The 26,624-nt window shown below is 28.5% G+C and carries 17 protein-coding genes; 8 read left to right on the forward strand and 9 right to left on the reverse strand.

Annotated features, from left to right (window positions below; all coding sequences use genetic code 11):
* Window positions 1–27 precede the first annotated feature (27 nt).
* A complete protein-coding gene (gene gltX / locus ACN5J4_RS07020; RefSeq protein WP_418649302.1) occupies window positions 28–1,545 on the forward strand; it encodes a glutamate--tRNA ligase in 1,518 nt (505 codons plus the stop codon).
* Window positions 1,546–1,661: 116 nt separating this feature from the next.
* Here gltX and ACN5J4_RS07025 read toward each other — a convergent pair whose 3' ends face one another.
* Window positions 1,662–2,096 carry a TerB family tellurite resistance protein gene (locus ACN5J4_RS07025; protein ID WP_418649303.1) on the reverse strand — a complete coding sequence of 145 codons (435 nt, stop codon included), beginning with the start codon at window positions 2,094–2,096 and terminating at the stop codon, window positions 1,662–1,664.
* Window positions 2,097–2,582: 486 nt separating this feature from the next.
* On the opposite strand from ACN5J4_RS07025, the gene ACN5J4_RS07030 reads away from it, so the two are divergent.
* The 4 genes from ACN5J4_RS07030 (at window position 2,583) to ACN5J4_RS07045 (ending at window position 11,953) form a co-directional block, all read left to right on the forward strand.
* On the forward strand, window positions 2,583–3,785 hold the full coding sequence (locus ACN5J4_RS07030) for an exonuclease SbcCD subunit D C-terminal domain-containing protein (protein WP_418649304.1): 1,203 nt from the start codon (window positions 2,583–2,585) through the stop codon (window positions 3,783–3,785).
* Window positions 3,786–3,807: 22 nt separating this feature from the next.
* Window positions 3,808–7,461 (forward strand): SbcC/MukB-like Walker B domain-containing protein, encoded by a 3,654-nt coding sequence (locus ACN5J4_RS07035; protein WP_418649305.1) that lies wholly within the window; start codon window positions 3,808–3,810, stop codon window positions 7,459–7,461.
* Between the two features lie 100 nt (window positions 7,462–7,561).
* The gene (gene mfd, locus ACN5J4_RS07040) at window positions 7,562–10,894 is read left to right on the forward strand and encodes a transcription-repair coupling factor (protein WP_418649306.1); all 3,333 of its coding nucleotides are present in this window, start codon (window positions 7,562–7,564) and stop codon (window positions 10,892–10,894) included.
* A gap of 201 nt (window positions 10,895–11,095) precedes the next feature.
* Complete coding sequence (locus tag ACN5J4_RS07045; protein ID WP_418649307.1) at window positions 11,096–11,953, forward strand: DMT family transporter; 858 nt, start codon at window positions 11,096–11,098, stop codon at window positions 11,951–11,953.
* Here ACN5J4_RS07045 and ACN5J4_RS07050 read toward each other — a convergent pair.
* Window positions 11,950–13,035, reverse strand: coding sequence for a hypothetical protein (locus ACN5J4_RS07050; protein ID WP_418649308.1), 1,086 nt, complete (start codon window positions 13,033–13,035; stop codon window positions 11,950–11,952). The two genes, ACN5J4_RS07045 and ACN5J4_RS07050, sit on opposite strands and share 4 nt — an antisense overlap.
* 12 nt (window positions 13,036–13,047) lie before the next feature.
* A complete protein-coding gene (dprA, locus tag ACN5J4_RS07055; RefSeq protein WP_418649309.1) occupies window positions 13,048–14,151 on the reverse strand; it encodes a DNA-processing protein DprA in 1,104 nt (367 codons plus the stop codon).
* A 95-nt stretch (window positions 14,152–14,246) separates the two neighbouring features.
* On the opposite strand from dprA, the gene ACN5J4_RS07060 reads away from it, so the two are divergent.
* Together ACN5J4_RS07060 and ACN5J4_RS07065 are read left to right on the forward strand one after the other, a co-directional pair.
* A complete protein-coding gene (locus ACN5J4_RS07060) occupies window positions 14,247–15,143 on the forward strand; it encodes an SPOR domain-containing protein (protein WP_418649310.1) in 897 nt (298 codons plus the stop codon).
* A 59-nt stretch (window positions 15,144–15,202) separates the two neighbouring features.
* Window positions 15,203–15,715, forward strand: coding sequence for an acyl-CoA thioesterase (locus ACN5J4_RS07065; RefSeq protein ID WP_418649311.1), 513 nt, complete (start codon window positions 15,203–15,205; stop codon window positions 15,713–15,715).
* A gap of 10 nt (window positions 15,716–15,725) precedes the next feature.
* Here ACN5J4_RS07065 and ACN5J4_RS07070 read toward each other — a convergent pair whose 3' ends face one another.
* The 6 genes from ACN5J4_RS07070 to ACN5J4_RS07095 are packed head-to-tail and all read right to left on the reverse strand — an operon-like array spanning window position 15,726 to window position 22,538.
* Complete coding sequence (locus ACN5J4_RS07070) at window positions 15,726–16,760, reverse strand: AI-2E family transporter (RefSeq protein ID WP_418649312.1); 1,035 nt, start codon at window positions 16,758–16,760, stop codon at window positions 15,726–15,728.
* Between the two features lie 14 nt (window positions 16,761–16,774).
* Entirely contained in the window at window positions 16,775–18,019 is a 1,245-nt protein-coding gene (locus tag ACN5J4_RS07075; protein ID WP_418649313.1) for a murein hydrolase activator EnvC family protein, read from the reverse strand.
* Window positions 18,019–18,789 (reverse strand): DUF4292 domain-containing protein, encoded by a 771-nt coding sequence (locus tag ACN5J4_RS07080; protein ID WP_418649314.1) that lies wholly within the window; start codon window positions 18,787–18,789, stop codon window positions 18,019–18,021. Before ACN5J4_RS07080 ends, ACN5J4_RS07075 begins: the two co-directional genes overlap by 1 nt.
* A 23-nt stretch (window positions 18,790–18,812) precedes the next feature.
* Window positions 18,813–19,760: a tetratricopeptide repeat protein gene (locus ACN5J4_RS07085; RefSeq protein WP_418649315.1), complete on the reverse strand. Its 948-nt coding sequence runs from the start codon at window positions 19,758–19,760 to the stop codon at window positions 18,813–18,815.
* A 40-nt stretch (window positions 19,761–19,800) separates the two neighbouring features.
* The gene (locus ACN5J4_RS07090; RefSeq protein WP_418649316.1) at window positions 19,801–20,817 is read right to left on the reverse strand and encodes a sugar phosphate nucleotidyltransferase; all 1,017 of its coding nucleotides are present in this window, start codon (window positions 20,815–20,817) and stop codon (window positions 19,801–19,803) included.
* Between the two features lie 59 nt (window positions 20,818–20,876).
* The gene (locus tag ACN5J4_RS07095; RefSeq protein WP_418649317.1) at window positions 20,877–22,538 is read right to left on the reverse strand and encodes an ABC transporter ATP-binding protein; all 1,662 of its coding nucleotides are present in this window, start codon (window positions 22,536–22,538) and stop codon (window positions 20,877–20,879) included.
* 300 nt (window positions 22,539–22,838) lie between these two features.
* Between ACN5J4_RS07095 and ACN5J4_RS07100 the strand changes: the two genes are divergently transcribed.
* On the forward strand, window positions 22,839–26,312 hold the full coding sequence (locus tag ACN5J4_RS07100; protein WP_418649318.1) for a M4 family metallopeptidase: 3,474 nt from the start codon (window positions 22,839–22,841) through the stop codon (window positions 26,310–26,312).
* The last annotated feature ends 312 nt before the right edge of the window (window positions 26,313–26,624 follow it).

Below are 26,624 nucleotides of genomic sequence, written 5' to 3' on the forward strand. Positions count from 1 at the left end.
AAATAAAGATTTTCAAATCAATAAAAAATGACTGATAACGTAAGAGTACGCTTTGCTCCTAGCCCAACAGGCCCTTTACACATAGGTGGTGTAAGAACCGCTTTATTTAACTATTTATTTGCTAAAAAGCATAATGGAACATTTGTGTTACGTATTGAAGATACAGATCAAACACGTTATGTTGCTAATGCCGAGCAATATATAGTTGATGCTTTAAAATGGTGTAATATACCTTTTGATGAAGGACCAGGGAGAAATGAAAAATTCGGACCGTATCGTCAGTCAGAACGTAAAGAATTATATCAAAAATATGCTAATATCTTATTAGAAAAAGGATGGGCTTATTATGCTTTTGATACTGCTGAAGAGTTAGATGCTCATCGCAAAAAACATGAAGAAAACGGAAAAACGTTTACTTATAATTGGCATAATCGTCAAAAATTAAACAGTTCATTAGCACTTTCATCCGAAGAAGTGGAAGCTAAATTAGCTGCAGGAAATAAATATGTTGTTCGTTTTAAAACTCCACAAGATGAAACTTTGATACTTGAGGATGAAATACGTGGAAAAATTAAAATAGATACCAATGTTTTAGATGATAAAGTGTTATTCAAGTCAGACGGAATGCCAACCTATCATTTAGCCAACATTGTTGATGATCATTTAATGGAAATTAGTCATGTAATTCGTGGAGAAGAATGGTTACCATCAATGGCATTACATATTTTACTATACAAAGCTTTTGATTGGAAAGCACCAAAATTTGCACACTTACCGTTAATTTTAAAACCAGTAGGTAAAGGTAAATTAAGTAAGCGTGATGGTGATAAATTAGGTTTTCCTGTATTTCCTTTAGAATATACCAATGAACAAACTGGTGATGTTTCTAGAGGATATAAAGAAGATGGTTATTTTAATGATGCTTTTATAAATATGTTAGCCTTATTGGGGTGGAATCCTGGTACGGAGCAAGAAATATTTTCATTAGATGAATTAGTTGCAGCTTTCGACTTAAGTAGAGTTAGTAAATCGGGTGCTAAATTTAGTCCTGATAAAACAAACTGGTTTAACCAACAGTATTTACAACAAAAATCAAACGAAGAATTAACAGCTTTATATATTCCTGTTTTGAAAGAAAAAGGAGTTGAAGCTGATGCTATTTTTACTAAAAAAATAATTTCATTAATAAAAGAGCGTGCTACGTTTGTTGCTGATTTTTGGGATTTATCAAATTTTTTCTTTAAAAATCCATCGGAGTATGATGAAAAAGCTGCAAAAAAACAATGGAAAGAAACTACCGGTGAGTTAATGCAAGAATTAATTACAGTAATTTCTACTATTGAAGAATTTAATATAGAAAACGCACAAACTGAAATTAAAGGGTGGATAATATCAAAAGAAATTGGTTTTGGTAAAGTAATGCAACCGCTTCGTTTAAGTTTAGTAGGTAAATTAGCAGGGCCTGATTTGTTTGATATTATGACAATGATAGGAAAAGAAAATACATTAGAGCGAATTAAAAACGCAATAAAAAAATTATCTTAATATTAAAATAAAATATAAAAAATGCCGCTTTTTTAAAGCGGCATTTTTTATATAAATAATTTTAAAAGTAATTAATTATAGTTTAAAAAATTACTTTATAAATTTTTTAATTTTTATTAAATAGCGTTTACTTTTTTAATAGCAGCGGTAAAATCATCTAAATCATTATCGCTCATTATTAAGTATATAGCTTCATCACAAACCTTTTCTACATTATCACTTGGAAACTGTAAGGCAACAGCAATTTTTTGCATAAGTGATACTTCTTTTTTATCTATACGATTATCAGCAAATACCATTTTAGTTAATAAGTATAAACGCTCAATACGATCATCATAACCTGCAGGAGGATTTACTGGATATTTTTCAGGATTTTTTAAAATAGCCTCATATTCTGTTGCATCAATATTTAATCTTTTTGCAGCTCTATCTAATAATTTTTGTTCCCCTTCTGAAATAATACCATCTGTTTTTGCAATTCTCACAACATTTGCAAAGTGTCCAATTTCTTGTTTGTGTTTTCCTGTAGAATATAAATCTGATATTGACATTTTTTTATGTTTTAGTAATTAAAATTTTATTTTTTATATAAGGTACAAAGATGAAAAAAAAGTCACGATAAACCTTTTATGTAAGTTAAGAAATATATGAATAAATATCTATTGTTTTTATTTATAAATAATAATTTATGTATAGTTTTTGTTTATTTTAAAATGTGTGTTTACAATTGTTTTAAGCTTTTTTTTAGACTTTGGTAATACAATCTAGTATTGTTTTATTTTAATAGCTAAAATAGTTTTTAAATGCGTTTTTCTATAAAAATGTTACAAATTATTACAGTTATACTTTTTTAAAAAAGGGAATTATATATACATAGGTTTTGTTTTTTCAAATGTGTATTTTTAACAATGAAAACAAAAAAGTAACACTCCCCTATTCTTATATTTAAGAATTGGTGTTAAAATAAATTACTACTTTACCTTAACCAACCATTTTACACTTTTAATTTACAAAACCTGCATAAGTTTATAAAAAAAATGAAAATACTTCACACTGCCGATTGGCATTTAGGACATCGATTACATGAGCAATCTCAATTACAAGAACAAACCTTGTTTTTAGATTGGATAGAAAATTATATTATCAATAATAAAATTGATGTATTATTAATTTCAGGAGATGTGTTTGATAATGGTTCTCCGTCTAATCAAAGTTTAGAATTATATTATAGTTTTTTAGTTAAACTAAAAAATACTACTTGCAAATCAATTATTATTACAGGTGGTAATCATGATTCGCCAGGAACTTTAAACGCCCCTAAACAATTATTAGATGCTTTGGCTATAAAAGTAGTTGGTAAAGCTACCGAAAATATTGCAGATGAAGTTTTTGAAATTAATGTAAATGGAGAAAAAATAATTATAGGAGCAGTTCCTTATTTACGTGATGGAGATATTAGGCGTGCTGTAGCAGGTGAATCTTTTAATGAGTTAACTGACAAATACAAAAAAGCTTTAATAAATCATTATAAATTAATAGCAGCGCAATGTAAATTAGTAAACACAAGTAATGCGCCTGTAATTGCTATGGGACATTTATTTGCAACAGGCGGATCTATATCAGACAGTGAACAAAATATTTATGTAGGAACTTTAGGACATATTGGTGCAACAGATTTTCCTACCTATTTTAATTATGTTGCTTTAGGGCATTTACATCGTCCACAAATAGTTGGGGGTAATACTAAAATAAGATATTCAGGTTCGCCAAATATTTTAAGTTTTAGTGAAATTAATTATGATAAAAAAGTACTTGTTTTAACTATTGATGCTAAAGAAATAACAAATGTTGATGCTATTATAGTTCCTAATTTTAGACCATTTTATAAAATAACAGGTACTATTGAGACTTGTATAGCTGCTTTTCCTGATTTTATTAAAAATACTTATAACCTAACACCTTGGGTAGAAATTGTATTAGATGAGGATAGTACTGTAAATACTGATGCTTTAAAAGAAGCTTCTAAACAATATGATTTTGAAATATTAAAAACGTCTTTAAAAAAACAACGAAAAACCAAAGGAATTGAAGAATTATTAGAAAACACACCATCGATTAAAGAATTAGTACCTACTGATGTTTTTAAACTTAAATGTGAAGAAATGGGATTCGATTTAGAAAATAGACCCGAAATTTGGGATGCTTTTAATGAAGTTCTGCAAGCTGTTAAAAATCAATAATAGATAGTAAGTATAGTTAGTTATGAAAATTTTAAAGATAGAATTACAGAATATAAATTCATTAAAATCTGATACTCCAATTATTATCGATTTTGAAAATGATCAATTTAAAGATGTAGGTTTATATGCTATAACCGGAGCTACTGGGGCCGGAAAAACAACTGTTTTAGACGCCATAACCATTGCTTTATATCATAATGTGCCTCGTTTTAATGGTACTAAAGGTACTTTGGTTGATGTGGTAAGCCATGGAGCTAATAACGCATTTAGTCGCGTCACTTTTGAAAATGATACGGTTGTTTATGAGGCTTTTTGGAGTATTAGAATTGCTGATAAATCAGGAAAAACATATAAAAATCCTAAAGAAGAGGTTAGTTTAAAAAATTTAACAACCAGTGTTATTTTAGCTACTCAAAAACGAATTTTACTTACCCAAATAACTAAAGTTACTCAGTTAGATTATACTCAGTTTTTAAGATCAGTACTATTGGCACAAGGCGAATTTGCTTCTTTTTTATCAGCAAAAGGTCCTGAAAAAGGAAAACTATTAGAACAAATTACGGGTGAAGAAATTTATAAAAAAATTGGTCAAGGTATTTCTGATAGAAAATTGTTAGAAGAAAATAAACTAAAAGAACTTAGTGCAAAAATTAATGAAGATGATATTTTATCTGAAGAAAGAAAAAATGAATTATTGATAAAAGAAAAAGAGTTAATTGAAGCTATTATTAAAAATGATAAAGAAATAACTGCTAATATTGCTATTTCAGATTGGTATGCTAAATTTAAAAAATTAACTGATGAAGCAACGAAGTTAGATGAAGGAGCTGAAAAATTAACCAATTATATTGAAAAATATAAAGAAGAATTAGCTTTATTATCCTTAAATGAAAAAGCAACACCATTTACTGTATTAATTGATGATTTTATTAGAAATGAGAAAAGGTTGGTAGAAAATACTATTCAATTAAAAATATTAACAACCGAATTAACAGCCTTAAAACCTCAAATTGAAAACCTAGAAAATCAAACTAAAAATGAAGGTGCTGATTTAGAAAAAAACGACCAAAATTTTACGTCCTGGATGCCTAAATTCGATGTAATTACTCAGCTAGATAGTCAATTAAAAAATGAAATTGAAAGTACTCAAAAAGTAAACGAAAAAATAAAAGAGCTGAGGTTACAATTTGATGCTTTAGAGGAGGAAAAAAAGAAATTAACAATAGTTTTAAGTACCACTACTTCTAAAATTAAAAAGGCTACCGAGTTTGTAGATCAAAATAAATTTTTAACAAATGTTGGCACTGAAATTTCTAGTTGGACTACCAGTTTAACAACCTTAAAAGCGCATAAAGAAACTTTAAAGGAAAACACTGATTTTGTGGTTCAAAAAAAGGAAGAAGTAACTAAAACAATAATTAGTTTAACTCAAAAACAACAGTTACTAAGTAAAAATACCACCGCAATAGCGGTTATTGAAAAAGATATTTTAAATGTAACAAACCAGTTATCTAAAAATAATATTACCAATTTATTAGCTACTCAAAAACAACTTTCTTTATTAGTAACAAATTGGAAAGAATTTAAAAATTTTAGTGAAGAAGTAACAAAATATCAGCATGAACTTGCTGAAAAAACGGCACTTAAAAAAGAATATACAGCTACCTTAAGTATACTTAGAACACAAATTAAGGAACTAAAAGAACAAATAGCAACACAAGAAATATTGGTTTTAGATGCTGAAAAAATAGTAAACCTAGAAAAAAGTATTGCTAAATATGAAACGGATCGTCAAACTTTAAAAACAGGAGAACCTTGTGGTTTATGTGGTGCTAAAGAACATCCGTTTACAGAAAACTTAAAAACAAATGGGGTTTCAAATTCAGAAAAAATACTCAAGGATAGAAAAATAAGTTTAAAAAATTTAGAAGTAGAAAAAGCTAATTTTGATAAAAACTATGTAAAGTGTACTACCTATATTGATGGATTAACACCACAAATAAATACCATAATAAAGGTATTAAGAGCTGTTCAAATAAAAGCATCGGCATTATATATAGATTGTGAGTTAAGCAATACCGCTAAAATTGAATTAGAATTAAAAACATTATCAGAAAAAATAGTATTAGTTGATAATAATTTGAAAATAGCACAACAATTACAGTTACAAAAAGATGCCTTAATAATAGCGTTTAAAGAACAAAACAACGCTGTTAGTGAACTTAAAACAACTGTTGCTACGTTTGTAGAAAAAATAAATAATACAAAAACAGAAATACAAACAAAACAAAAATCAATAACTAATTTAAGTGCTATTTGTACCAATTTAGAAAACAGTTTACAAACTAAGTTAGCTAAATTTAACTATCAATTACCAGCTATAAATCAAATCAATTTATTTATACAAAAAATTGAAAAAGCAATTAACCAATACACAATAACTCAGCAACACTTACAAGTTTTATTATCTGATGAAAAAGTACTTAATACTAGTTTTATAAATAACGAAAAACAATTAGCAATATATAATAAAAATTATAATGACTTATTAAAACTTAAAAATGAAAGTAGCGCAAATATAATAATGTTACAAAAAAAACGCATGGCTATTTTACCATTAAATATTACTGTAGAAACCAAACGAGAAAGTTTACAATTAGCTGTTAAAAAAAGTACTAAAAAACTAGAAGCAACTAAAAAAACATTACAAAAATTGTTAGATGCTAAAAGAGAAAAAGAAATATTAAAACTTAAAAATATAGCAGATGAAAAGGTTTTAAAAGATGCTTTTATGGTTTTAAAAGCATCTTTTGATACAGAATTAAAAATGAGCAATTTTGAGTCGAAAGAAGCCGTTGAAAAAGCCTTATTACCAAAACATGTTAAAGAAAGATATACTGAGTATAAAGAAAAAATAAAAAAGAACCAAGTTGAATTAAAAGCACTAAAAGAGGCAAATACAAAATCAAAAGAAGCGTTACGTAAAGCTAAAAACTTTAACGTTACAATAGCCGAAGTAAAATTGATTTTAGATAATTTAAAGCTACAAAGAATTGATTTATCAACCCAAAAAGGCGAAATAAAAGAAGCGTTTAGAAAAGATGAAGAAATAAAAAATAGAAACACCGAAACGTATAAAAAAATTACAGCTCAAACGGCAATTTGTGCTATTTGGAAACAATTATTTAAAATAACAGGAAACTCTAAAGATGCTTTTAATGTATATGTACAGCGCTTAACTTTAAAAAACTTACTAGACCTAGCAAATGTGCATTTAGATAAGTTAAATAAACGTTATTCATTAAAAATGGAGGAATCATATAAACCAAAAGAAGAACTTAATTTTATCTTAATAGATCATTATCAAACTGATCAAGCAAGGTTGGTAGATACGTCAAGCGGAGGTGAAAAATTTATAATTAGTTTGGCGTTAGCACTTGGTTTATCTGACTTGGCAAGTAAAAATGTAAAAATTGATTCGTTATTTATTGATGAAGGTTTCGGAACTTTAGATAGTAATACACTAGAAACGGTAATTTCTACCTTAGAAACTTTACAAGCGCAGGGTAAAATGATTGGAATTATATCGCATGTAGAAAATTTAAAAGAGCGTATTTCAACTCAAATAAAAATTAGTAAAAAAAGTAATGGCGTGAGTGTTTTAGCTATTGACTAATATATTATTTAGGTAATAAAAACAATCTAAGAATAAACGTTTGTTAGTAATAATTAACGAAAAAAATAAACCTCGTATATTTGTGTAAAATTTTTTTACGTTGAGCAAACAAGTAATTGTAAACCATTACCAACAATCTGATAATGTTAAACAGGTTGTTAATCAGCTTCAACAAGAGCAAAACCACTTTCAAATAACGAATTTGGTGGGTTCTTCGTTGTCTTTTGTTATATCAGAAAGTTTCAAAAAAGCAGACAAACCTTATTTATTAATTTTTAATGATAAGGAAGAAGCAGCTTATTATTTAAACGATTTAGAACAGTTATTAGGAGATAAAAACGTGTTGTTTTATCCTGGTTCGTATCGTAGACCTTATCAGATAGACGAAACCGATAATGCCAATGTATTGTTGCGATCAGAGGTTTTAAACCGTATAAATTCGCGTAGAAAACCAGCTATTATAGTAACCTACCCTACTGCCCTATTTGAACAAGTAGTTACCAAAAAAGAACTCGATAAAAATACTTTAAAAATTACGGTTGGTGAAAGTTTGTCTCCCGATTTTGTAAATGAAGTTTTATTTGAATATCATTTTAATCGTGTTGATTTTGTAACCGAGCCAGGAGAGTTTTCAGTACGTGGTGGAATTATAGATGTATTCTCTTTTTCAAATGACGAGCCCTACCGTATGGAGTTTTTTGGAGATGAGGTAGATAGTATTCGAACTTTTGATGTAGAAACTCAACTTTCTAAAGAAAAACAACAAAAAGTTAGCATTATGCCTAATGTAGAAAACAAAGGGCTACAAGAAAAAAGAGAAAGTTTTTTAAAATATATTTCTGCTAAAACGGTAATATTTGTAAAAAGTGCCGATACAATTACTAGTAATTTAGATGCTTTTTTTAAAAAGGCAGCACTTTCATTTAATGAATTATCATCAGATATTAAACACGCTAAGCCATCTGAACTATTTTGTAATGGCGAGCTAATAAAAAATCAATTACAAGAATTTACTCGTGTAAATATAGGTAAACCTGTTATCGAAAATTTAACAAACATAGTTTTTAATACACACCCCCAACCTTCTTTTAATAAAAAATTCGAGTTATTAATTCAAAATTTTAACGAGTTTTCTACAAAAGGATTTACCAATTATATCTTTTGTTCTAATGATAAACAAGCACAACGTTTTCATGATATTTTTGATGATAATGAAGCTGAGGTTGCTTATGAAACTGTTGTATTTCCATTATATCAAGGATTTGTAGATTTAGAAAACAAAATTGTTTGTTATACAGATCATCAAATATTTGAGCGTTATTATAAATTTCGATTAAAAAATGGATATGCCAAAAAGCAATCCATAACCATACAAGAACTTACTAAATTAGATATTGGAGATTATGTAACGCATATCGATCATGGAATTGGAAAATTTGGAGGACTTCAAAAAATAGATGTAGAAGGTAAAAAACAAGAAGCTATTAAATTAATTTATGGCGATAGAGATATTTTATACGTAAGTATTCACTCATTACATAAAATTACACGATTTAATGGTAAAGATGGTAAACCTCCTAAAATATATAAATTAGGTTCTGGTGCTTGGAAAAAAGTAAAACAAAAAACCAAGGCAAGGGTTAAGCATATTGCGTTTAATTTAATTCAATTATACGCTAAAAGAAAACTACAAAAAGGGTATGCTTTTGGACCCGATACCCACATGCAACACGAGTTGGAAGCAAGTTTTATATATGAAGATACTCCTGATCAGTTTACTTCTACCCAAGATGTAAAAACAGATATGGAAAAGCCACAACCTATGGATAGGTTGGTGTGTGGTGATGTTGGTTTTGGTAAAACAGAAGTAGCTATTCGTGCCGCATTTAAAGCGGTTGATAACGGTAAACAAGTAGCTGTTTTAGTACCAACAACTATTTTGGCATTTCAGCATTTTAAAACCTTCTCAGAGCGTTTAAAAGATTTCCCTGTTACTATTGATTATTTAAACCGTTTTAGAACCGCAAAACAACGAAATGCTGTTTTAGAAGGTGTTGCTAACGGAAGTGTAGATATTGTAATAGGAACACATCAATTAACTAATAAAAAATTACAATTCAAAAATCTAGGGTTGTTAGTTATTGATGAAGAACAAAAGTTTGGCGTTGCCGTAAAAGACAAGCTAAAAACTATTAAAGAAAATGTAGATACCTTAACTTTAACAGCTACACCAATACCTAGAACATTACAGTTTAGTTTAATGGCCGCTCGAGATTTATCAGTAATTAAAACAGCACCACCAAACCGTCATCCTATTGAAACTAATGTTATTCGTTTTGGAGAAGAAACCATTCGTGATGCTATTTCGTATGAAATTTCTCGTGGAGGACAGGTATTTTTTATACATAATAGAATAGAAAACATTAAAGAAGTAGCAGGCTTATTACAACGTTTAGTACCGGGTGCTAAAGTTGGTATTGGTCATGGGCAAATGGAAGGTAAAAAGTTAGAAGAATTAATGCTTGCCTTTATGAATGGGGAGTTTGATGTACTAGTATCTACCACTATTATTGAAAGCGGATTAGATGTGCCAAATGCCAATACTATTTTTATTAATAATGCTAATAACTTCGGATTATCAGATTTGCACCAAATGCGTGGTCGTGTAGGGCGTTCAAATAAAAAGGCATTCTGTTATTTTATTACACCGCCTTATCATATGATGACTGAAGATGCACGTAAACGTATTGAGGCTTTAGAATTGTTTTCTGAATTAGGAAGTGGATTAAATATAGCCATGAAAGATTTAGAAATTAGAGGTGCTGGTGATTTATTAGGAGGTGAACAAAGCGGATTTATTAATGATATTGGCTTTGATGCTTATCAAAAAATATTAGAAGAGGCTATTGACGAATTGAAAGAAAATGAATTTAAAGATTTATATCCTGTTGATCAAAATATACCAAAAGAATATGTAAAAGAAGTACAAATAGATACTGGATTTGAAATTCTTTTTCCTGATGATTATGTAAATTCAGTAACTGAACGATTAAGTTTGTACAATAAATTAGGTAGTTTAACTAAAGAAACGGAATTGTTAAATTTTGAAAGTCAAATTACCGATCGTTTTGGAGAGTATCCTATTCAAGTTCAAGATTTATTAGATAGTGTGCGTTTAAAATGGTTGGCGAAAGAATTAGGTTTAGAAAAAATAATATTAAAGCAAAAACGAATGATTGGTTATTTTGTTTCTAACCAACAAAGCGGTTTTTATCAAACAGATGGATTTGCTAGAATGTTACAGTATGTACAAAAAAACCCGAAAAGTTGTGTTATGAAAGAAAAACAAACTAAAAACGGTTTACGATTATTAATTACTTTTATTAAGATAGATTCGGTAAGTACTGCTTTAAAAATTTTACAAAAAATATAAATTGTGTTTGTTTTTATTTTCTAGGAGGATAAAACAATAATTTTAGAGTTAATAGAATTTTTTATAAGTATGTTTAGCCCCGATTGTAGCGTTTGTTTGAGCTCCTCGAACAGAGCGAGTGCGAAAAGCGGGTAAAGGCTTCAAATTATGTTTTTAATTTTATATTTAAGACATTTATTTACTATAAAATTTACAATAATAATGCAAAATACATATTCAAAAAATTTATCAGGTTTATTACTGGCTACTTTATTTATTAGTACTTCAGGTGTTTTAGGAAAGCATATAGCTATGCCTTCTGAAGTAATTATTTGGTCTCGTTCAATAGTAGCAATGTTAATTTTATATGCTTTTTGTAAGTTTAAAAACATTGATTTAACTATAAAATCAAGTAAGCATGTAGTGCCTTTTATTATTAGTGGAATTTTTATGGCTGCACATTGGATTACTTATTTTTATGCATTGAAATTATCGAGTGTTGCTATAGGCATGCTGTCTTTATATACCTTTCCTGTAATAATTGCTTTTTTAGAACCTTTGTTTTTTAAAGTAAAATTTAATGCTGTTTACATTGTTTTAGGGGTTATGGTATTGTTTGGAGTTTATATTTTAGCCCCTGAGTTTAATTTAGAAAGTTCTAATGTACAAGGAATATTATTTGGCTTGCTCTCTGCCCTATTTTATGCGATCAGAATTTTAATTTTAAAACAATACGTAATTCAATATAACGGAATTATGTTAATGTTTTATCAAACCTTAATTATTTCAATTTGTTTGTTACCTGTGCTATTTTTTATGGATATTTCAGGCTTTGAAAGTCAGTATCCATATATATTGTTGTTAGCACTTTTAACTACTGCTATTGGACATAGTTTAATGGTGCATTCTTTACAGTTTTTTACGGTTTCAGCATCAAGTATTATTAGTAGTGTACAACCTGTTTTTGGCATTATTTTGGCATTTATTTTTTTAAATGAAATTCCTACATGGAATACTTTTGTGGGCGGAAGTTTAATTTTAGCTACTGTAATTATTGAGAGTATTAGAAGTAAAAATTAATATAGCTTTTGCTGTTGTTGTATAATAGTTTTTATGGTTACATCTTCGTAGTTTCGGCGCACAAAGGTTAAGGCGCTATCTAATACTTCTCCCATTCCATCACTATCTCTAAAATTAATATCACCAGTAAAGTTAAAAATTTCACTTTTTAATTTTTTAATGTTTTTAGGAATTGAAATAGTATCTGACTTCATGGCTGTTAATAGCCTGTTTAAGCGAGATCGAGATCCTAAAATTCGTTTTGCTACAATAGAGCGTTCTTCTAATTGATATTGTTCAACTGAATCTGACGTTAATTTATTTGAAACTAATTGTACAAATTTTAAATTTTCTTTGAAAAACTGTGGATAATAGACTTTAAATTTTCCTTCATAACATTGTTGATCAAAGTCGATAGGTCTAATTTTATAGACTACATTTTCAAAATCGTGTGTAGGTACTACTACATAATTATATGAACGCATATCGCCTAGTAAACGAATCATACAACGTTCGTTAAACTTTACAAACTCTTTAGCTAATTGTGCTTTTTCAATATCTAGGCAATCATCTAAATAATCTTTTATAAAAACATCTCCAGGAATACCAGAAATATGTTCTTCAATTAACGTGTCTTTATATACTAAAAAATTTAAGTTGTAGGGCGACAAAATATCCTCTAACTCTAAACCATAAATACGAGAAGCATCTGTTTTTTTAACATAAAAATATGTGTAATTATCATTTAAAATATTACGAACTTTTACTCTAAAAGGTTGAGAATTACCAAAGGTGCAAAAATCTACCGCATCAACATTTAAATGTTTAATACTTGCATCTGTACCATTTGAGTGTAATATATTATATACTTTTTTTAAACTTAGGTCTATTTCTTCTCGTTCAAATTCGTTATAATAAACTCGTACCCACAGCGTGTCATTATCGTTTTTATCATACACTGTTATAGCGCCTTGATAACGCAATAAATCATCATAAAAAATAGGAATTTGAATGGTTCGGTTATGCCTTTTTAAATAAAGAGCTAGCTTTTTATTAACAGGATATGCAGGTTTTCTTTGAGATATTAATTTTTCTTCAGACATAATTCAAAGGTACTAAACCTCAAACAATTTTCCAGCTAAAGGTTTTACAACACCTTTAAGTTCCATTTGAACCAAAATAGAAGATAGTTTATAAACTGGTATTTCACATTTTAAGGCAATAACATCTAATAATTGTTTACCATTTTTTTCTAAGTAATTGTATACTTTTTGTTCAGAATCATTTAAATTAATAAATAATTGTTTTTGTATGGGGATATTATTTTTGGGTTCCTTAAGATCCCAATTTAACATTTTTATAATATCTTCAGAAGATGTTAATAAATGTGCTTGATTGTTTTTAATAAGGCTGTTACAGCCTTTACTGTATATATCGGTAGCCCTACCTGGTAAAGCAAAAACATCTCTATTGTAAGAGTTTGCAATATCGGTAGTAACTAATGAACCACCTTTTTCTGCAGATTCTATAACAATTGTAGCTTTAGATATACCTGCTACAATTCTATTTCGTTTTAAAAAATTTTCTCGTAGCGGTTGTTCATTATGCCAAAATTCAGTAATTAACCCTCCATTTTTAGTTACTTCAGTAATATATTTTTTATGTGTTTTAGGATAAATTTGATCTAAACCATGAGCTAATACAGCAATTGTTTGAAGGTTATTTTTAATAGCATGCTTATGAGCACAAATATCTACACCATAAGCAAAACCACTTATAATTATTGGATTATATTTAGATAAGTCGTTAATAAGTTGATTGCAAAAATCACGCCCGTATGAGGTTATTTTTCGAGTTCCAATTATTGATATAATTTTTTGATTGTTGAGGTTTATGTTTCCATCTTTGAAAAACAAAATAGGAGCATCAATACAATGTTTTAAGTTTTGAGGATAATCATTATCTAAAAAATAAGAATATTGAATATTATTTTTATCAATATAATTCAACTCCTTTTCGGCTATTTTTAAGTTTTCAATATTAAGTAAATGTTTTATAACATGATTACCTATGCCATTTATTTTTTGTAATGAACTAGGTTTTTCTTTAAACACTTGTTCAACATTACCTGTGGCAGTGATTAACTTTTTAGCTAAAACATCGCCCACATTTTTAGTAGCTTGTAGTCTTAAAATAGCTAGTAATTTTTCAAATTTCATATAGCAATAATTTGATTATCAATGTACAAAAAAACTGTTGATAAAATTTAAACACAAATTAGAAATTATTGCGTAAAAAAACTACTTTTGTTACTATGACATTAGCTGACTATATAAACGATTTATTATACAGATATGATTGCGTAATTGTTCCTGATTTTGGAGGTTTTGTAACCAATAAAATAGGTGCTAAAAGGAATGATATAACCCAAACATTTTACCCTCCAAAAAAACAAATTACCTTTAATTCATACTTACAGCATAATGATGGTTTATTGGCAAATTATATAGCTTCTAATATGAAAACTTCGTTTGAAGAAGCATTATTGTTTATTGAAAATGAAGTTTCGGCTTGGAAAATTACCCTAGAAACTGGAGCTGTTAAAGTTGCTTTAGTTGGTACGTTGGGTTTAAATGAAGCAAAACAAGTTGTTTTTGAACCTAATGTAACTTCTAATTTTTTAGTAGCATCTTTCGGATTATCAGAAGTGAATAGTAATACTGTAAAGAGGTTTAAAGAGCAGGTAAAACTTTTACCTATAGTTGAAAAAGAAAAAAAACAGCCAGTTGTGTTATTAAGGTATGCTGCTGCAGCGGCTATTTTAATTGGGCTTGGATATATAGGTTGGAATGGGTTTCAAAATAATAGAGAAAATAATTTATTAGCGAGTCAACAAAATTCAGAACAAAAAAAAATCCAGTCAGCAACTTTTGTAATTGATAAGCCGTTACCTACTATTAATTTGAGTGTTACCAAAAAAGAGGTCAATAATTTTCATATTATTGCTGGAGCTTTCAAAGAAGTTGAAAATGCTGAAGCTAAACTAATAGCATTAAAGCAATTAGGTTATGATGCTGAAATAATAGGGAAAAATAAGTTTGGCTTAACTCAGGTAACTTTTAAAAGCTTTAATTCTAAAGATGAAGCTCGTAAAGCATTAAAAATTATTCAAGAAACAGTTAGTCAAGATGCTTGGTTGTTAATTAAATAATTAAATTTTAAATAACTTGCCCATAGCTTTATGTATATCTTTGCATCAAAATTAAATTGATGACAACTAAAACACCTACGGAATCATTAACAGTACTTACTGACCTTGTTTTACCAGGAGAAACTAATTATTTAGATAACCTTTTTGGAGGTGAGTTATTAGCTCGTATGGATAGAGCTTGTAGTATCGCTGCTCGTCGTCATTCTAGAAGAATTGTGGTTACTGCCTCTGTAAATCATGTAGCTTTTTCTAAAGCCGTACCTGTAGGTAGTGTTGTTACCGTTGAAGCAAAGGTTTCAAGGGCTTTTAAGTCATCAATGGAGATATATGTAGATGTTTGGACCGAAGATCGTCAATCAGGCGTAAAAACTAAGGTAAATGAAGGTATTTATACTTTTGTTGCTGTTGATGAAACTGGTAGACCTGTACCTGTTGCTCAAATAGTTCCTGAAACGGAATTAGAAAAGAAGCGTTACGAAGGTGCTTTACGTAGAAAGCAGTTAAGTTTAGTTTTAGCAGGTAAATTAAATCCTAAAGAAGCAACAGAATTAAAAGCCTTATTCTTAGAGTAATAAATAAGAGTTATATTTCATCTATTTCACCATCTTCTGATAAAAAAATAGCAACTGATTTCGTTTTTTCAAATTGAGAAAATATTATAATCATAATTACAGTAATAGGTACACTTAAAATCATACCTGTTATACCCCATATTTTACCCCAAACAGCTAATGATAATATAGTTACTAGTGGGCTTAAATTTAATGATTTTCCAAAAACCTTAGGTTCAATAACATTACCTACAATTACTTGAACAGCACCTACTGCTAGTAATACAATTAAAAAAGGTGTTAATTCACCAAATTGTATTAAACTAAAAATAGCTGGAAATACCGTAGCTACTAACGACCCAATTGTTGGTATATAATTTAATAAAAAGATTAAAAAAGCCCAAAAAGGAGCACTATCTACCCCAACTAATGATAAAATAAAGTAACTTAAAACACCTGTAAGTAAACTTACATATGTTTTTAAGCGAAGGTAATTTGAAATTGAGATTTCAATTTTTGATAGCATAGATTGCATACTAGCATTCTTATTTTCTTTACCATAAAACACTTTTGTTAGTTTCTTTTTAAAACTACTTTCTTCTAAAAACATGAATAGCGCATAAATAATAATCATAAAAGTATCACCTAATAAACCACTAATTGCATTGGCAATTTCTCCTAAAACAGTACCGTAATTAAAATCACCTATTACTGATTCTATAGACTTTACAATATCAATATGAAAGTACGTGTTTAAATTTGTAATAATTATTTCAATATTTGGTTCGTATTTTGAATATGATGTAGACAAGTCAATAATACTATTGGTAATAATTTCAGAGATAAAACTAAATCCTAAAATAATAAAGGTGAAAACAAAAATATTACTTAACCATATGGGTATAAATTTTTTAGCAAAAGGTATTTTATAAATAGATTTGCGAATTTCACGTGTCAAAAACCAAAAAATTAAGGCAAAAATAAATGGAATAATGATTCCTTTACCAAGAACCAGTGTAGCTATGGTTACAACAATAATGATAATAAAATTTGCTGAATTTTTCATTTATGTATATCGCGTTAACGAATCCATTTTGCAGGATTTAGTTTTGAGGTATTTTTAAATAAAACAAATAGTAATACAGTTTTTCCGGACACTTTATCAGTAAAAACTTTTCCTAATTTATCGCCTGTTTTTATAGTTTCTCCATTTTTAACGTATACTTTTTCTAGATTATTATAGGCAGAAATATAATTACCGTGCTGTATTAATACCGATTTTTTTCCTCCAGATTGTGATTGTAAAGCCAATACCTTACCATTGAAAATACTTTTTGCATCAGTATTTGCTTGTGTTACTATATGTAGTCCTGGGCTATTTATACTAATTCCAGAAAATGTTGGGTGTGGTTGAATTCCAAATTTTCGTGTAATAATTCCGTTTACAGGCCATGGCAAACTACCTTTGTTTTCTTCAAAATTAGCTAACAATTTTTTTTCAGCAGCATCTAAAACAAAAGTAGTGGTGTTTTTTTTAGTTGTTTTTTTAACTGTGTTTTTAGCATTTTCTCTAGCTTTTTTCTTAGCTCTATTAGCTTTTGCAATGGCATCTCGAATAAGTTTATCAATACGTTCAGTAATTCGTTTTTCTTCCTTTATTTTTAACTGTAAATCTTTCTTGTATTTTTTTTCTTCTTTTTTTATTTTGGTAATTAAAACTTCTTGTCTTTTTTTATCAGTTTCTATTTCTTCTTTTTGTAATTTTTTATCAGCAATTAAAATTTCTTTATCTTTTTTATTTTGTAGTAGAGTACTGTTTATTTTTTCAATTTCAGTTAATTTTAAAACAATATCTTCTCCTTGCTTTTTTCTATAATCATTATATTGCTGCATGTATTTTAATCGCTTATAAGCTTGATGAAAGCTTTTAGAAGATAATAAAAACATGGTTTTACTTTGACTAGATTTACTTTTATAGGTTTTAACCACCATAGCGGTATATTCTTCCTTTAATTTTTTTAGTTCCTCGTTGTAAGCAGCAAGTTGTTTTTCATTTTCTTTTATTTCTTCTGATAATTGTTGAGATTCTAATTCAATAGCATTAATTAAGCGAGTTCTAGTGTTTATTTTATGAGTTAAATCTTTTAAATCATCTAAAGCATTTCCTTTTTTTTTGGTTGCTTTAAATAATAAGGTATTAATTTGCTTAATTTCATTTTTAAGCATTTCATGTTTTTTTTCTAACGTTTTTCTTTCTTGACTATATAAAGAAAAATTAGTTAAAAAGAAACATAAAAAAAAGAGATGTACATAGATTTTTTTCATTATAATTTAATTTCTTTATAACCTCTAGGCATTTTAAAATCAACATTTAACTTAGTGTTGAATTCTACAGAGCGTGTTGTAATATCAATATTTGTAACCTTTTTAGGTTGTTTAGCATTTATATTAATTCTTTCAGGAAAGAACACGCCTTTATTATTAGAGTATGTTGGATATGAAATATCTAATCGTTGCTTTTTAATTACATTAACAATAGATTGTTTGTTTAATTTATAATGCAATGGATTTATATAAAAAAATAACTCAAATAATTCTGATTGTTTTCTAGGTGATAGTTGGTACGATTTGGCGCTAATTTCAACATTTTGTCGTTCTTCTTTTACATTAATAAATGATTGCCCTAATAACATATTTTGTAATTGTTCAAAATTAATATTAGCACCTAATATTTTTTTTAACATTGCAAAATCACCATCAAAATAATTTTTGTAAAAGGGAGAATAAAATTGTATTCTATTAGGTGTAATTTTTGCTTTAAAAACAGTAATAAATTTAGTTCCTTTTAGCCAAATAATTTCACCTTTTTTTATTTTCATTCGAACAGAAAATGCAATTTTCTCTTCCTTGTCGTTATAATTTACTTTTAATCGTGCGTCTACCGTTTTTTTATCAAAATTAGAAGAAACATGTTTTTTAGCTACTTTACGAGCTGACATTTCTTTAATATTTGTTAAATTATTGATTGCTTTTTTATTCGATGTACAAGCTGAAAAGCTTAAAAAAAAGATACTAAGTATAAAAAAATATTTCATGTATTTTGTAGTAGTGAAGACAACTATTTTAAAATTTTAATGGCTTTATTTTTAAAAATATTAGCTTTTGCAATATTATTTAAACCTTTATAGGCCTTTGTCATTTCTAAATAAAATTTTGCTTCAATTTCAGTGTTATCAATTACAAAATCAATGCCGTTTTGTAAACTATGTAAAGCTTTCTTATATTTTTTTTTATTGTTAAGTGCTTTGCCGTTTACTAAATAAATAAAAGGTTGTGCAGGAAACAAAGTCAGCCCTTGTGTGCTGTATTTTATCAAATCATTATCATTATTATTTGAATTTGTTTTATTTGATAATGCAATTAATAAATTTTTTAAATTTTTAAAGTTTTTTTCTTTTTCGTAAATAGCAAGTAAATCGGTATTTGAAGCTTCTATTTTAGTTTTTTGTACATGCGTTATTATACTACTTTTTTTATTGTTTAACCTTTTTTCAATTTCTCGTAGCCTTGAATTTAATAATTTAGCTTCTTTTAACTCTAATAATATTTTTTGAGCTTCATTAATATTGTTGTTTTGTAAATGCAGAAATACTAAAGGGGATTTTTTATTAGGGTATTTTTTCGCTATTTTTTCTTGAACTTTTATAGCTTCATTAAAGTCGGCAAGCCTTTTTAAAATTGTAACTTTATGCTCTAGCATCCATATGTTATTGGGTGTTTTATAAAGTGCTAAATCAATATATTCTAAAGCTTGCATATTATTACCAAGTTTTAAATAATTTTTAGAAAGTTCGAATAATACTGATTTATTATTAGGTGTTATTTGATTACAATTATTTAAATACTCAATAGCTGTCTTATAATTAAAAATAGCTTTTTGAGAGAGTGCTTTAAAGAAATAATTTTGAAATTCAATGTTATTTTTTTCAGAAATATCAATGTTAGTAGGAATGCTATCTTGTGCCTTTATAGATGAAATAGTAAACAACATTAAAAATAGAGACAAAAATACATAGGTATTTATCTCTATTTTTAATGTTGTTTTTTTATGTAAGTTCTGTATAATCACCTATACTTACTGATGTATAATTAGCGTTGTATTTTGCATGATTACCAATCATTGCATTATCTAATTTAGCATTAGATATATGTACATTTGTTTGAATTAATGAATTTACTATTATTGAATTTTCAACAACACTATTTTCACCAATTGAAACATAAGGACCTATTTTGGTGTTTTTTAAAATTACGTTTTTACCAACATAACAAGGTTGAATAATTTCTGAGTTTTCTAGTATAACGTTATCATTAACTAAATTGTTGCCCTCAGCTTGTTCAAAACCTAAAACTTGTTTGTTAGTATCAACCGTTGGGTCTTTTTTACCACAATCCATCCATGCACCTACTTTTCCAGGAATAAATTTAGCTCCTTGTTGTTTTAACGATTCTAAAACTTCTGTTAATTGAAATTCTCCAGAAGGTCTAATATCATTATCTATTAAATGCTTTATTTCTTCACGAAGTTTATCACCATCTTTAAAGTAATAAATTCCGATAATTGCTAAATCAGAAACAAATTTTTTTGGTTTTTCAACAAAGTCAGTAATAAAACCATCCTTTAATTTTACGACTCCAAAAGCACTTGGGTCTGCTACTTGTTTTACCCAAATAGCACCATCAGCATTGGCATCTAAAGTAAAATCTGCTTTAAATAAAGTATCAGCAAAAGCGACTACGCATGAACCGTTTAATGATTCTTTTGCACAATAAATTGCATGAGCAGTTCCTAAAGCTTCTTCTTGAACATATACTGAACCTTTAGCACCTAAACTTTCGGCAATTTGTATTAATTTATCTTTAGTATCCGTAGGAAAACCTTTAGCAGCAGTACCAATTATAAAAGCTATTTCTTCAATAGGTTGATTTACAACCGATGTAATATCTTCAACCAAACGTTGTACAATTGATTTACCTGCTATAACTGTTAATGGCTTTGGGGTTGTTAGTGTATGGGGTCTTAAACGAGACCCAATTCCGGCCATTGGAACTATGATTTTCATATTTTTTTAGTTTTCGTTTTGAACGCTGCAATATACCATTAATAAAGTATTGAAAAAAGTTACAATTTTTTTGGTATTGCGGCTATTAATTTTTTTGTATATTTTTTCTTCGGATTATTATAAATATCATCCGCATCTGCAATTTCTTCAATTTTACCTTTATTCATTACAACTAATTGATCAGCCATATATTTTACTACTGATAAATCATGTGAAATAAATATGTAGGTAAAATTAAATTCAGCTTTTAGTTGGTTTAATAAGTTTAAAACTTGTGCTTGTACTGATACATCTAAAGCTGAAACTGATTCATCACAAATGATTAATTTAGGTTGTAGGGCGATAGTTCGTGCAATGCCAATCCGCTGTCGTTGTCCGCCAGAAAACTCATGTGGATATCTGCTAAAATGAGTTATATCTAAACCAACTTTTTCAAGTAAATTGCATACATATTCTTTTCTTTCTTTAAAAGAATTTAATATATTATGTACTTTCATAGGCTCAATAATAGCGTTACCAATAGTAATTCTAGGGTTTAATGATGAAAAAGGATCTTGAAATATAATTTGAATGTCTTTTCTTATTTTTTTAAAATCTTTTTTTGAAAGTTTGGTAATATCAATTCCGTTATAAATTATTTTTCCGGAAGTAGCTTTTTCTAATTGTAAAATGGTTCTACCCAGGGTGGTTTTTCCACAACCACTCTCCCCTACTAACCCCACTGTTTCTCCTTCATAAATTTTAAAAGAAACATTATTTACAGCTTTTATTGTAGTTTTTTTTGAAAACCAAGAAGCGTTAGATACAAAATAAGTATGTAAATTTTTAATTTCTAAAAGTGGAGCTTTTGCATATATTTTTTGATGAAATTCAGCCCTTTCCTTACTAGTATATAAAGTTGTATTTACAGAATTATTAATAAAATTGATAACCGTTGGTAGTACTTTAAAGCGTTTATTAATATTTGGCTTAGAGTTTATTAATGCTTTGGTGTAGTTTTTTTTAGGGTTAAGAAATAAAGCATCGGTTTTTCCCTGTTCTATTATTTTTCCTTTATGCATTACCACTACTGAATTTGCAATTTCAGAAACCAACCCTAAGTCATGAGAAATAAAAATAATACCCATTTTATACTCTTGCTGTAGCTCTTTTAAAAGTAAAATTATTTCTTTTTGAACGGTAACATCTAAGGCAGTTGTAGGCTCATCAGCAATTAAAAGTGTTGGTTTACAAGCTATAGCCATAGCAATCATAACGCGTTGCTTTTGTCCGCCACTTATTTGGTGCGGATATGTATTAAAAATAATGTTTGGTCTTGGTAGTTTAACTTTTGTAAATAGTAAAATTACAGCTTCTTTTATTTGGCTACTAGATAAGTTAGTGTGTTGTTGTAAAATTTCAGCAACTTGAACTCCGCAAGTTTGCGTAGGATTTAAAGAACTCATAGGTTCTTGAAAAATCATTGCTATTTTACTGCCTCTTATTTTTTGAAATTCTTTATGGCTAAAGGTTATTAAATTATGTTTATGAAATAAAATTTCACCTTTTATTTTGGCAGATTTAGGTAAGAGACCTAATATCGCCAGTGATGTTATTGATTTACCACTTCCACTTTCACCTACAATACCTAGTATTTCTGTTTCTTTTATTTTAAAAGAAATGTTTTTAATAACTGAAGGTGCATTTTTAAAACTTATTTCTAAATTTTTAACTTGAAGCATGGTTGTAAAATTTCAATAAAAATACAATTTATTAAATTAATGATGTTTTTACATATACAAGGTTAAATGTTAGGAAATAAAAAAAGTAAAGCTGTAAAAAATAAAAAGAGTTTAGGTGTTGTTTTTGGTGAGTAATAATCAATATTTAACCTATGTTTTTGTGAAAATGATTTTTTTTATCTAAAAAATTAAGAATAGTTTATTTTTTACTTAAATTTGTAAACTTAATGAAGAAATGTTAATGAAGATTGTTAAAACAACCCATCATCATTAATTATAATTAATTCAACCCTTCAAACAATGAACCACAATTATTTAAAAAGTTTGTTTCTGTCTTCTTTTTTATTAGCAGGATTAACATCAATCACAGCCCAAGAAAGCAGAGGGTTAAAACAAATTACATTTGAGAAGTCTAGTAAGAAATCATTGCAAAAAGCTCCTGATTTAATTAGAAAAAAATTGAAATTAACAACTAAAGATAACCTTAAAAAGGTTAAAACCGAAGTTGATAATTTAGGTTTTACACATGAAAAATTTCAACAAGAATTTCAAGGTATTAAGGTTGAATTTGCTACTTATACGGCTCACGCAAACCAGGGTATGTTAACAACAATGGGGGGTGAGTTTTATGATGTAGGTAAAGTTAATATTGTACCAAAATTATCGAAACAAGCTGCTTTTAATAGTGCTATAACTCATACTGGAGCTCAAAAATATCTTTGGGAACTTCCAGAACAAGCAAAAAACTTAGGAGGCTATAAGAAACCAGAAGGAGAGTTGTTAATTCTTCCCAAAGAAGTTATAGGAACAGTAACAGCAAAGTTGGCTTATAAGTTTGATATTTACGCTGTAAAGCCTTTAAGTAGAGGAGACTTATATATAGATGCTCATACAGGAGAAGCTTTATTTTTTAATGCAACAATTAAACATTTGGATGAGCATGCTCACTCTTCTAAAAATTTAGGAGTAGTTAAAAAAGCAGCTGTAAAATTTACCAAGGCATTGGCTTTAGGTAATGCAGCAACTAGATATAGTGGAACAAGATCTATAACTACCAGATTGCTAGGTTATAATTATGTGTTAAGAGATAATACTAGAGGAGGAGGTATTAACACTTATAATAGTGGAGGTGAACCTGTTTACCCTCAAACTGATTTTTTTGATGCAGACAACAATTGGACTGCTGCAGAGTTTGATAATTACTTGAAAGATAACGCTGCCTTAGATGCACACTGGGGGGCTGAAATGACTTATGATTATTTTAAAAGTAAACATAATAGAAATAGTTTTAATAATGCAGGAGCAGCTATTAATAGTTTTGTGCATTATGATGATGTGCCAGGAGGAGCTGGTTATGATAATGCTTTTTGGAATGGGTCGGTAATGACCTATGGTGATGGTTCATCTAACGGTAGTGAAGGAAGTGGAACTTTAGATGCTTTAACTTCAATAGATGTTGCAGCTCATGAAATAGGACACGCAGTATGTTCTAATACAGCTGCTTTAGTATATCAAAGAGAGTCTGGGGCAATGAATGAGGGTTTTTCTGATATTTGGGGTGCAGCTGTTGAACATTTTTCGAAAGGAAATGGAAATGATTTAGCTCCCGATGCTTCTGTTTGGTTAATAGGAGATGAAATAAGTAGACGTTACGGTACAACTGCATTACGCTCTATGAGTAACCCAAATGACAGATATCAACCAGATACTTATGGTGGTTCATATTGGAAAGAAATTAATTGTGGTACACCAGTAAGATCTAATGATTACTGTGGGGTTCATACTAATTCAGGAGTGTTAAATTATTGGTTTTATTTATTAACCGTAGGTGGTTCTGGAACAAATGATATAAATAATACATTTAATGTCAACGCAATTGGTATGACCAAAGCTGCTAAAATTTCTTATCGTTTAGAAACTAATTATTTATCTTCAAATTCAACATTTCAAGATGCTAGAGCAGGTGCAATTATAGCTGCTGCAGATTTATATGGAGAAGACAGTAATGAGGTTAAGTCAGTTACTAATGCATGGTATGCGGTTGGTGTAGGAGATTCTTATTTAGAGCTTTGTTCTTTAGCTCCGCCATCTAATTTTAAAGCATCTAACATTAATGATGATAACTTTATATTAACATGGTCTGCTATTTCTGATGCAGTATCTTATACTGTAAATGTTAATGGTGTAACGAGTACTGTATTTGATATTTCAAAAACAATTACGGGTTTAGTTAGTGGTACAACGTACGTTTGTACAGTAAAAGCTAATTGTTCAACAGGGGGTAGTAGTGTTGCTTCTAATATATCAGTTAAAACAACAGGTATAGCTCCTTTAAATTATTGCGTATCAGAATCAAATAGTGCAAATGATGAATATATTCAAAAGGTAGTATTAGGTACTATAAACAATGTATCAACAGGAGAAAATGGGTATTCAAATTACACTTCAATTTCTACAAAACTAATAAAAGGTACATCTAACACAATTACAATTACTCCAAATTGGACTGGTACTATTTATGATGAAGGATGTGGTGTTTGGATTGATTATAATAAAGATGGTGATTTTTCTGATGCTGGAGAAACAGTTTTTATAAATAATCCATCAAAAGACACTCCTATTGTTGGTGCTTTTACAGTACCTTTATCTGCAGTAAATGGAGCAACAAGAATGCGTATTGTATTAAAGTATAATGAAGTACCAACAGCTTGTGAATCTTCATTTTCTTATGGTGAGGTTGAAGATTATACCGTTGTAATTGAAGATAATCAAACCGATACTACTGCACCAAGTGCTCCAACTAATTTATCGGTATCAAATATAGCTAAAACAGCTTTAACTTTAGATTGGTCTGAAGCTACAGACAACATAGCAGTAACAGGTTATGAGGTGTATCAAGACGGAGTAAAATTAATTAATACTACTAACACAACAGTGCAAGTTACAGGATTAACAGGAGCAACAACGTATGTTTTTTCTGTAAAAGCTGTTGATGCTGAAGGAAATGTGTCAGTTTCAAGTAATGAAGTTAATGTAACAACATTATTAAATGATATAACTTACTGTGCATCAAAAGCTGCTAGAGTTGATTATGAATGGATAGATTATGTGGCATTTGGAGGAATGGTTAATGCAACAGGTCGTGATGGAGGTTATGGTGATTTTACTTCAAAAGTAGCAACAGTAGCCTTAGGAAGCACAAGTCAATTAGTTGTAAGTGCTGGTTTTGTAAGTAGGGCTTATGATGAGCATTTTACAGTTTGGATTGATTATAATAGAGATGGTGATTTTACAGATGCAGGTGAGCAAATAGTAACAGGTAACTCTATAAGTGAACTAAATAGAATTACAAATGTTACTATACCGTTAAATGCTAAATTAGGTCAAACAAGAATGCGTGTTTCAATGAAGTTTGAAGCAGCATCAACTCCATGTGAAAAACTAGGAGATGGTGAAGTAGAAGACTATACCGTTAATATAACTTCAGCACAATTAGATGGAGCTATGTCTAATATTTCAGGTGAAAATATTAGAAAACAAGAAGGGTTAAATTTAAGGGTATACCCAAATCCATCAATAAATATTGTACAAGTTAATTTAGTATCAAAAACTAATGATATGACTTATAAAATTATAGACATTATTGGTAAAACTGTACAAAAAGGATATTTAAATTCACCTAAGATAAATGTAACAGGCCTAAGCGCAGGAATGTATATTTTAGAGGTAAATGATGGTCAAAAAATATTGAAAACAAAAATATTGAAAAAATAATAAGAGTTTTTTGTTAAGTAAAAAAACCGAGCATTTGCTCGGTTTTTTTGCATATAAATAAATTACTTATTATCAATAGCACGAGCAGGCTATGGAAATTCACAAAAAAGAAATGCTATTTAGTAACATTTCTTTAGGAATTAATAAAAATGATAAAACAACTTTTTTATTAGAAATAGTACTGATAAAAATTTAATTTATTAATGTATAACCTTGCTGGTCTTACTTCTGTAATAAATTAATGATTTGTTTTTTAAGTGTGTTTTTTAAGTGTGTTTTTAAATTATTATTATTATTAAGTTGTTTTTATTA

The organism is Tenacibaculum aestuariivivum, assembly GCF_964507685.1.
In the GTDB taxonomy this organism is placed as follows: Bacteria; Bacteroidota; Bacteroidia; order Flavobacteriales; family Flavobacteriaceae; genus Polaribacter; species Polaribacter aestuariivivum.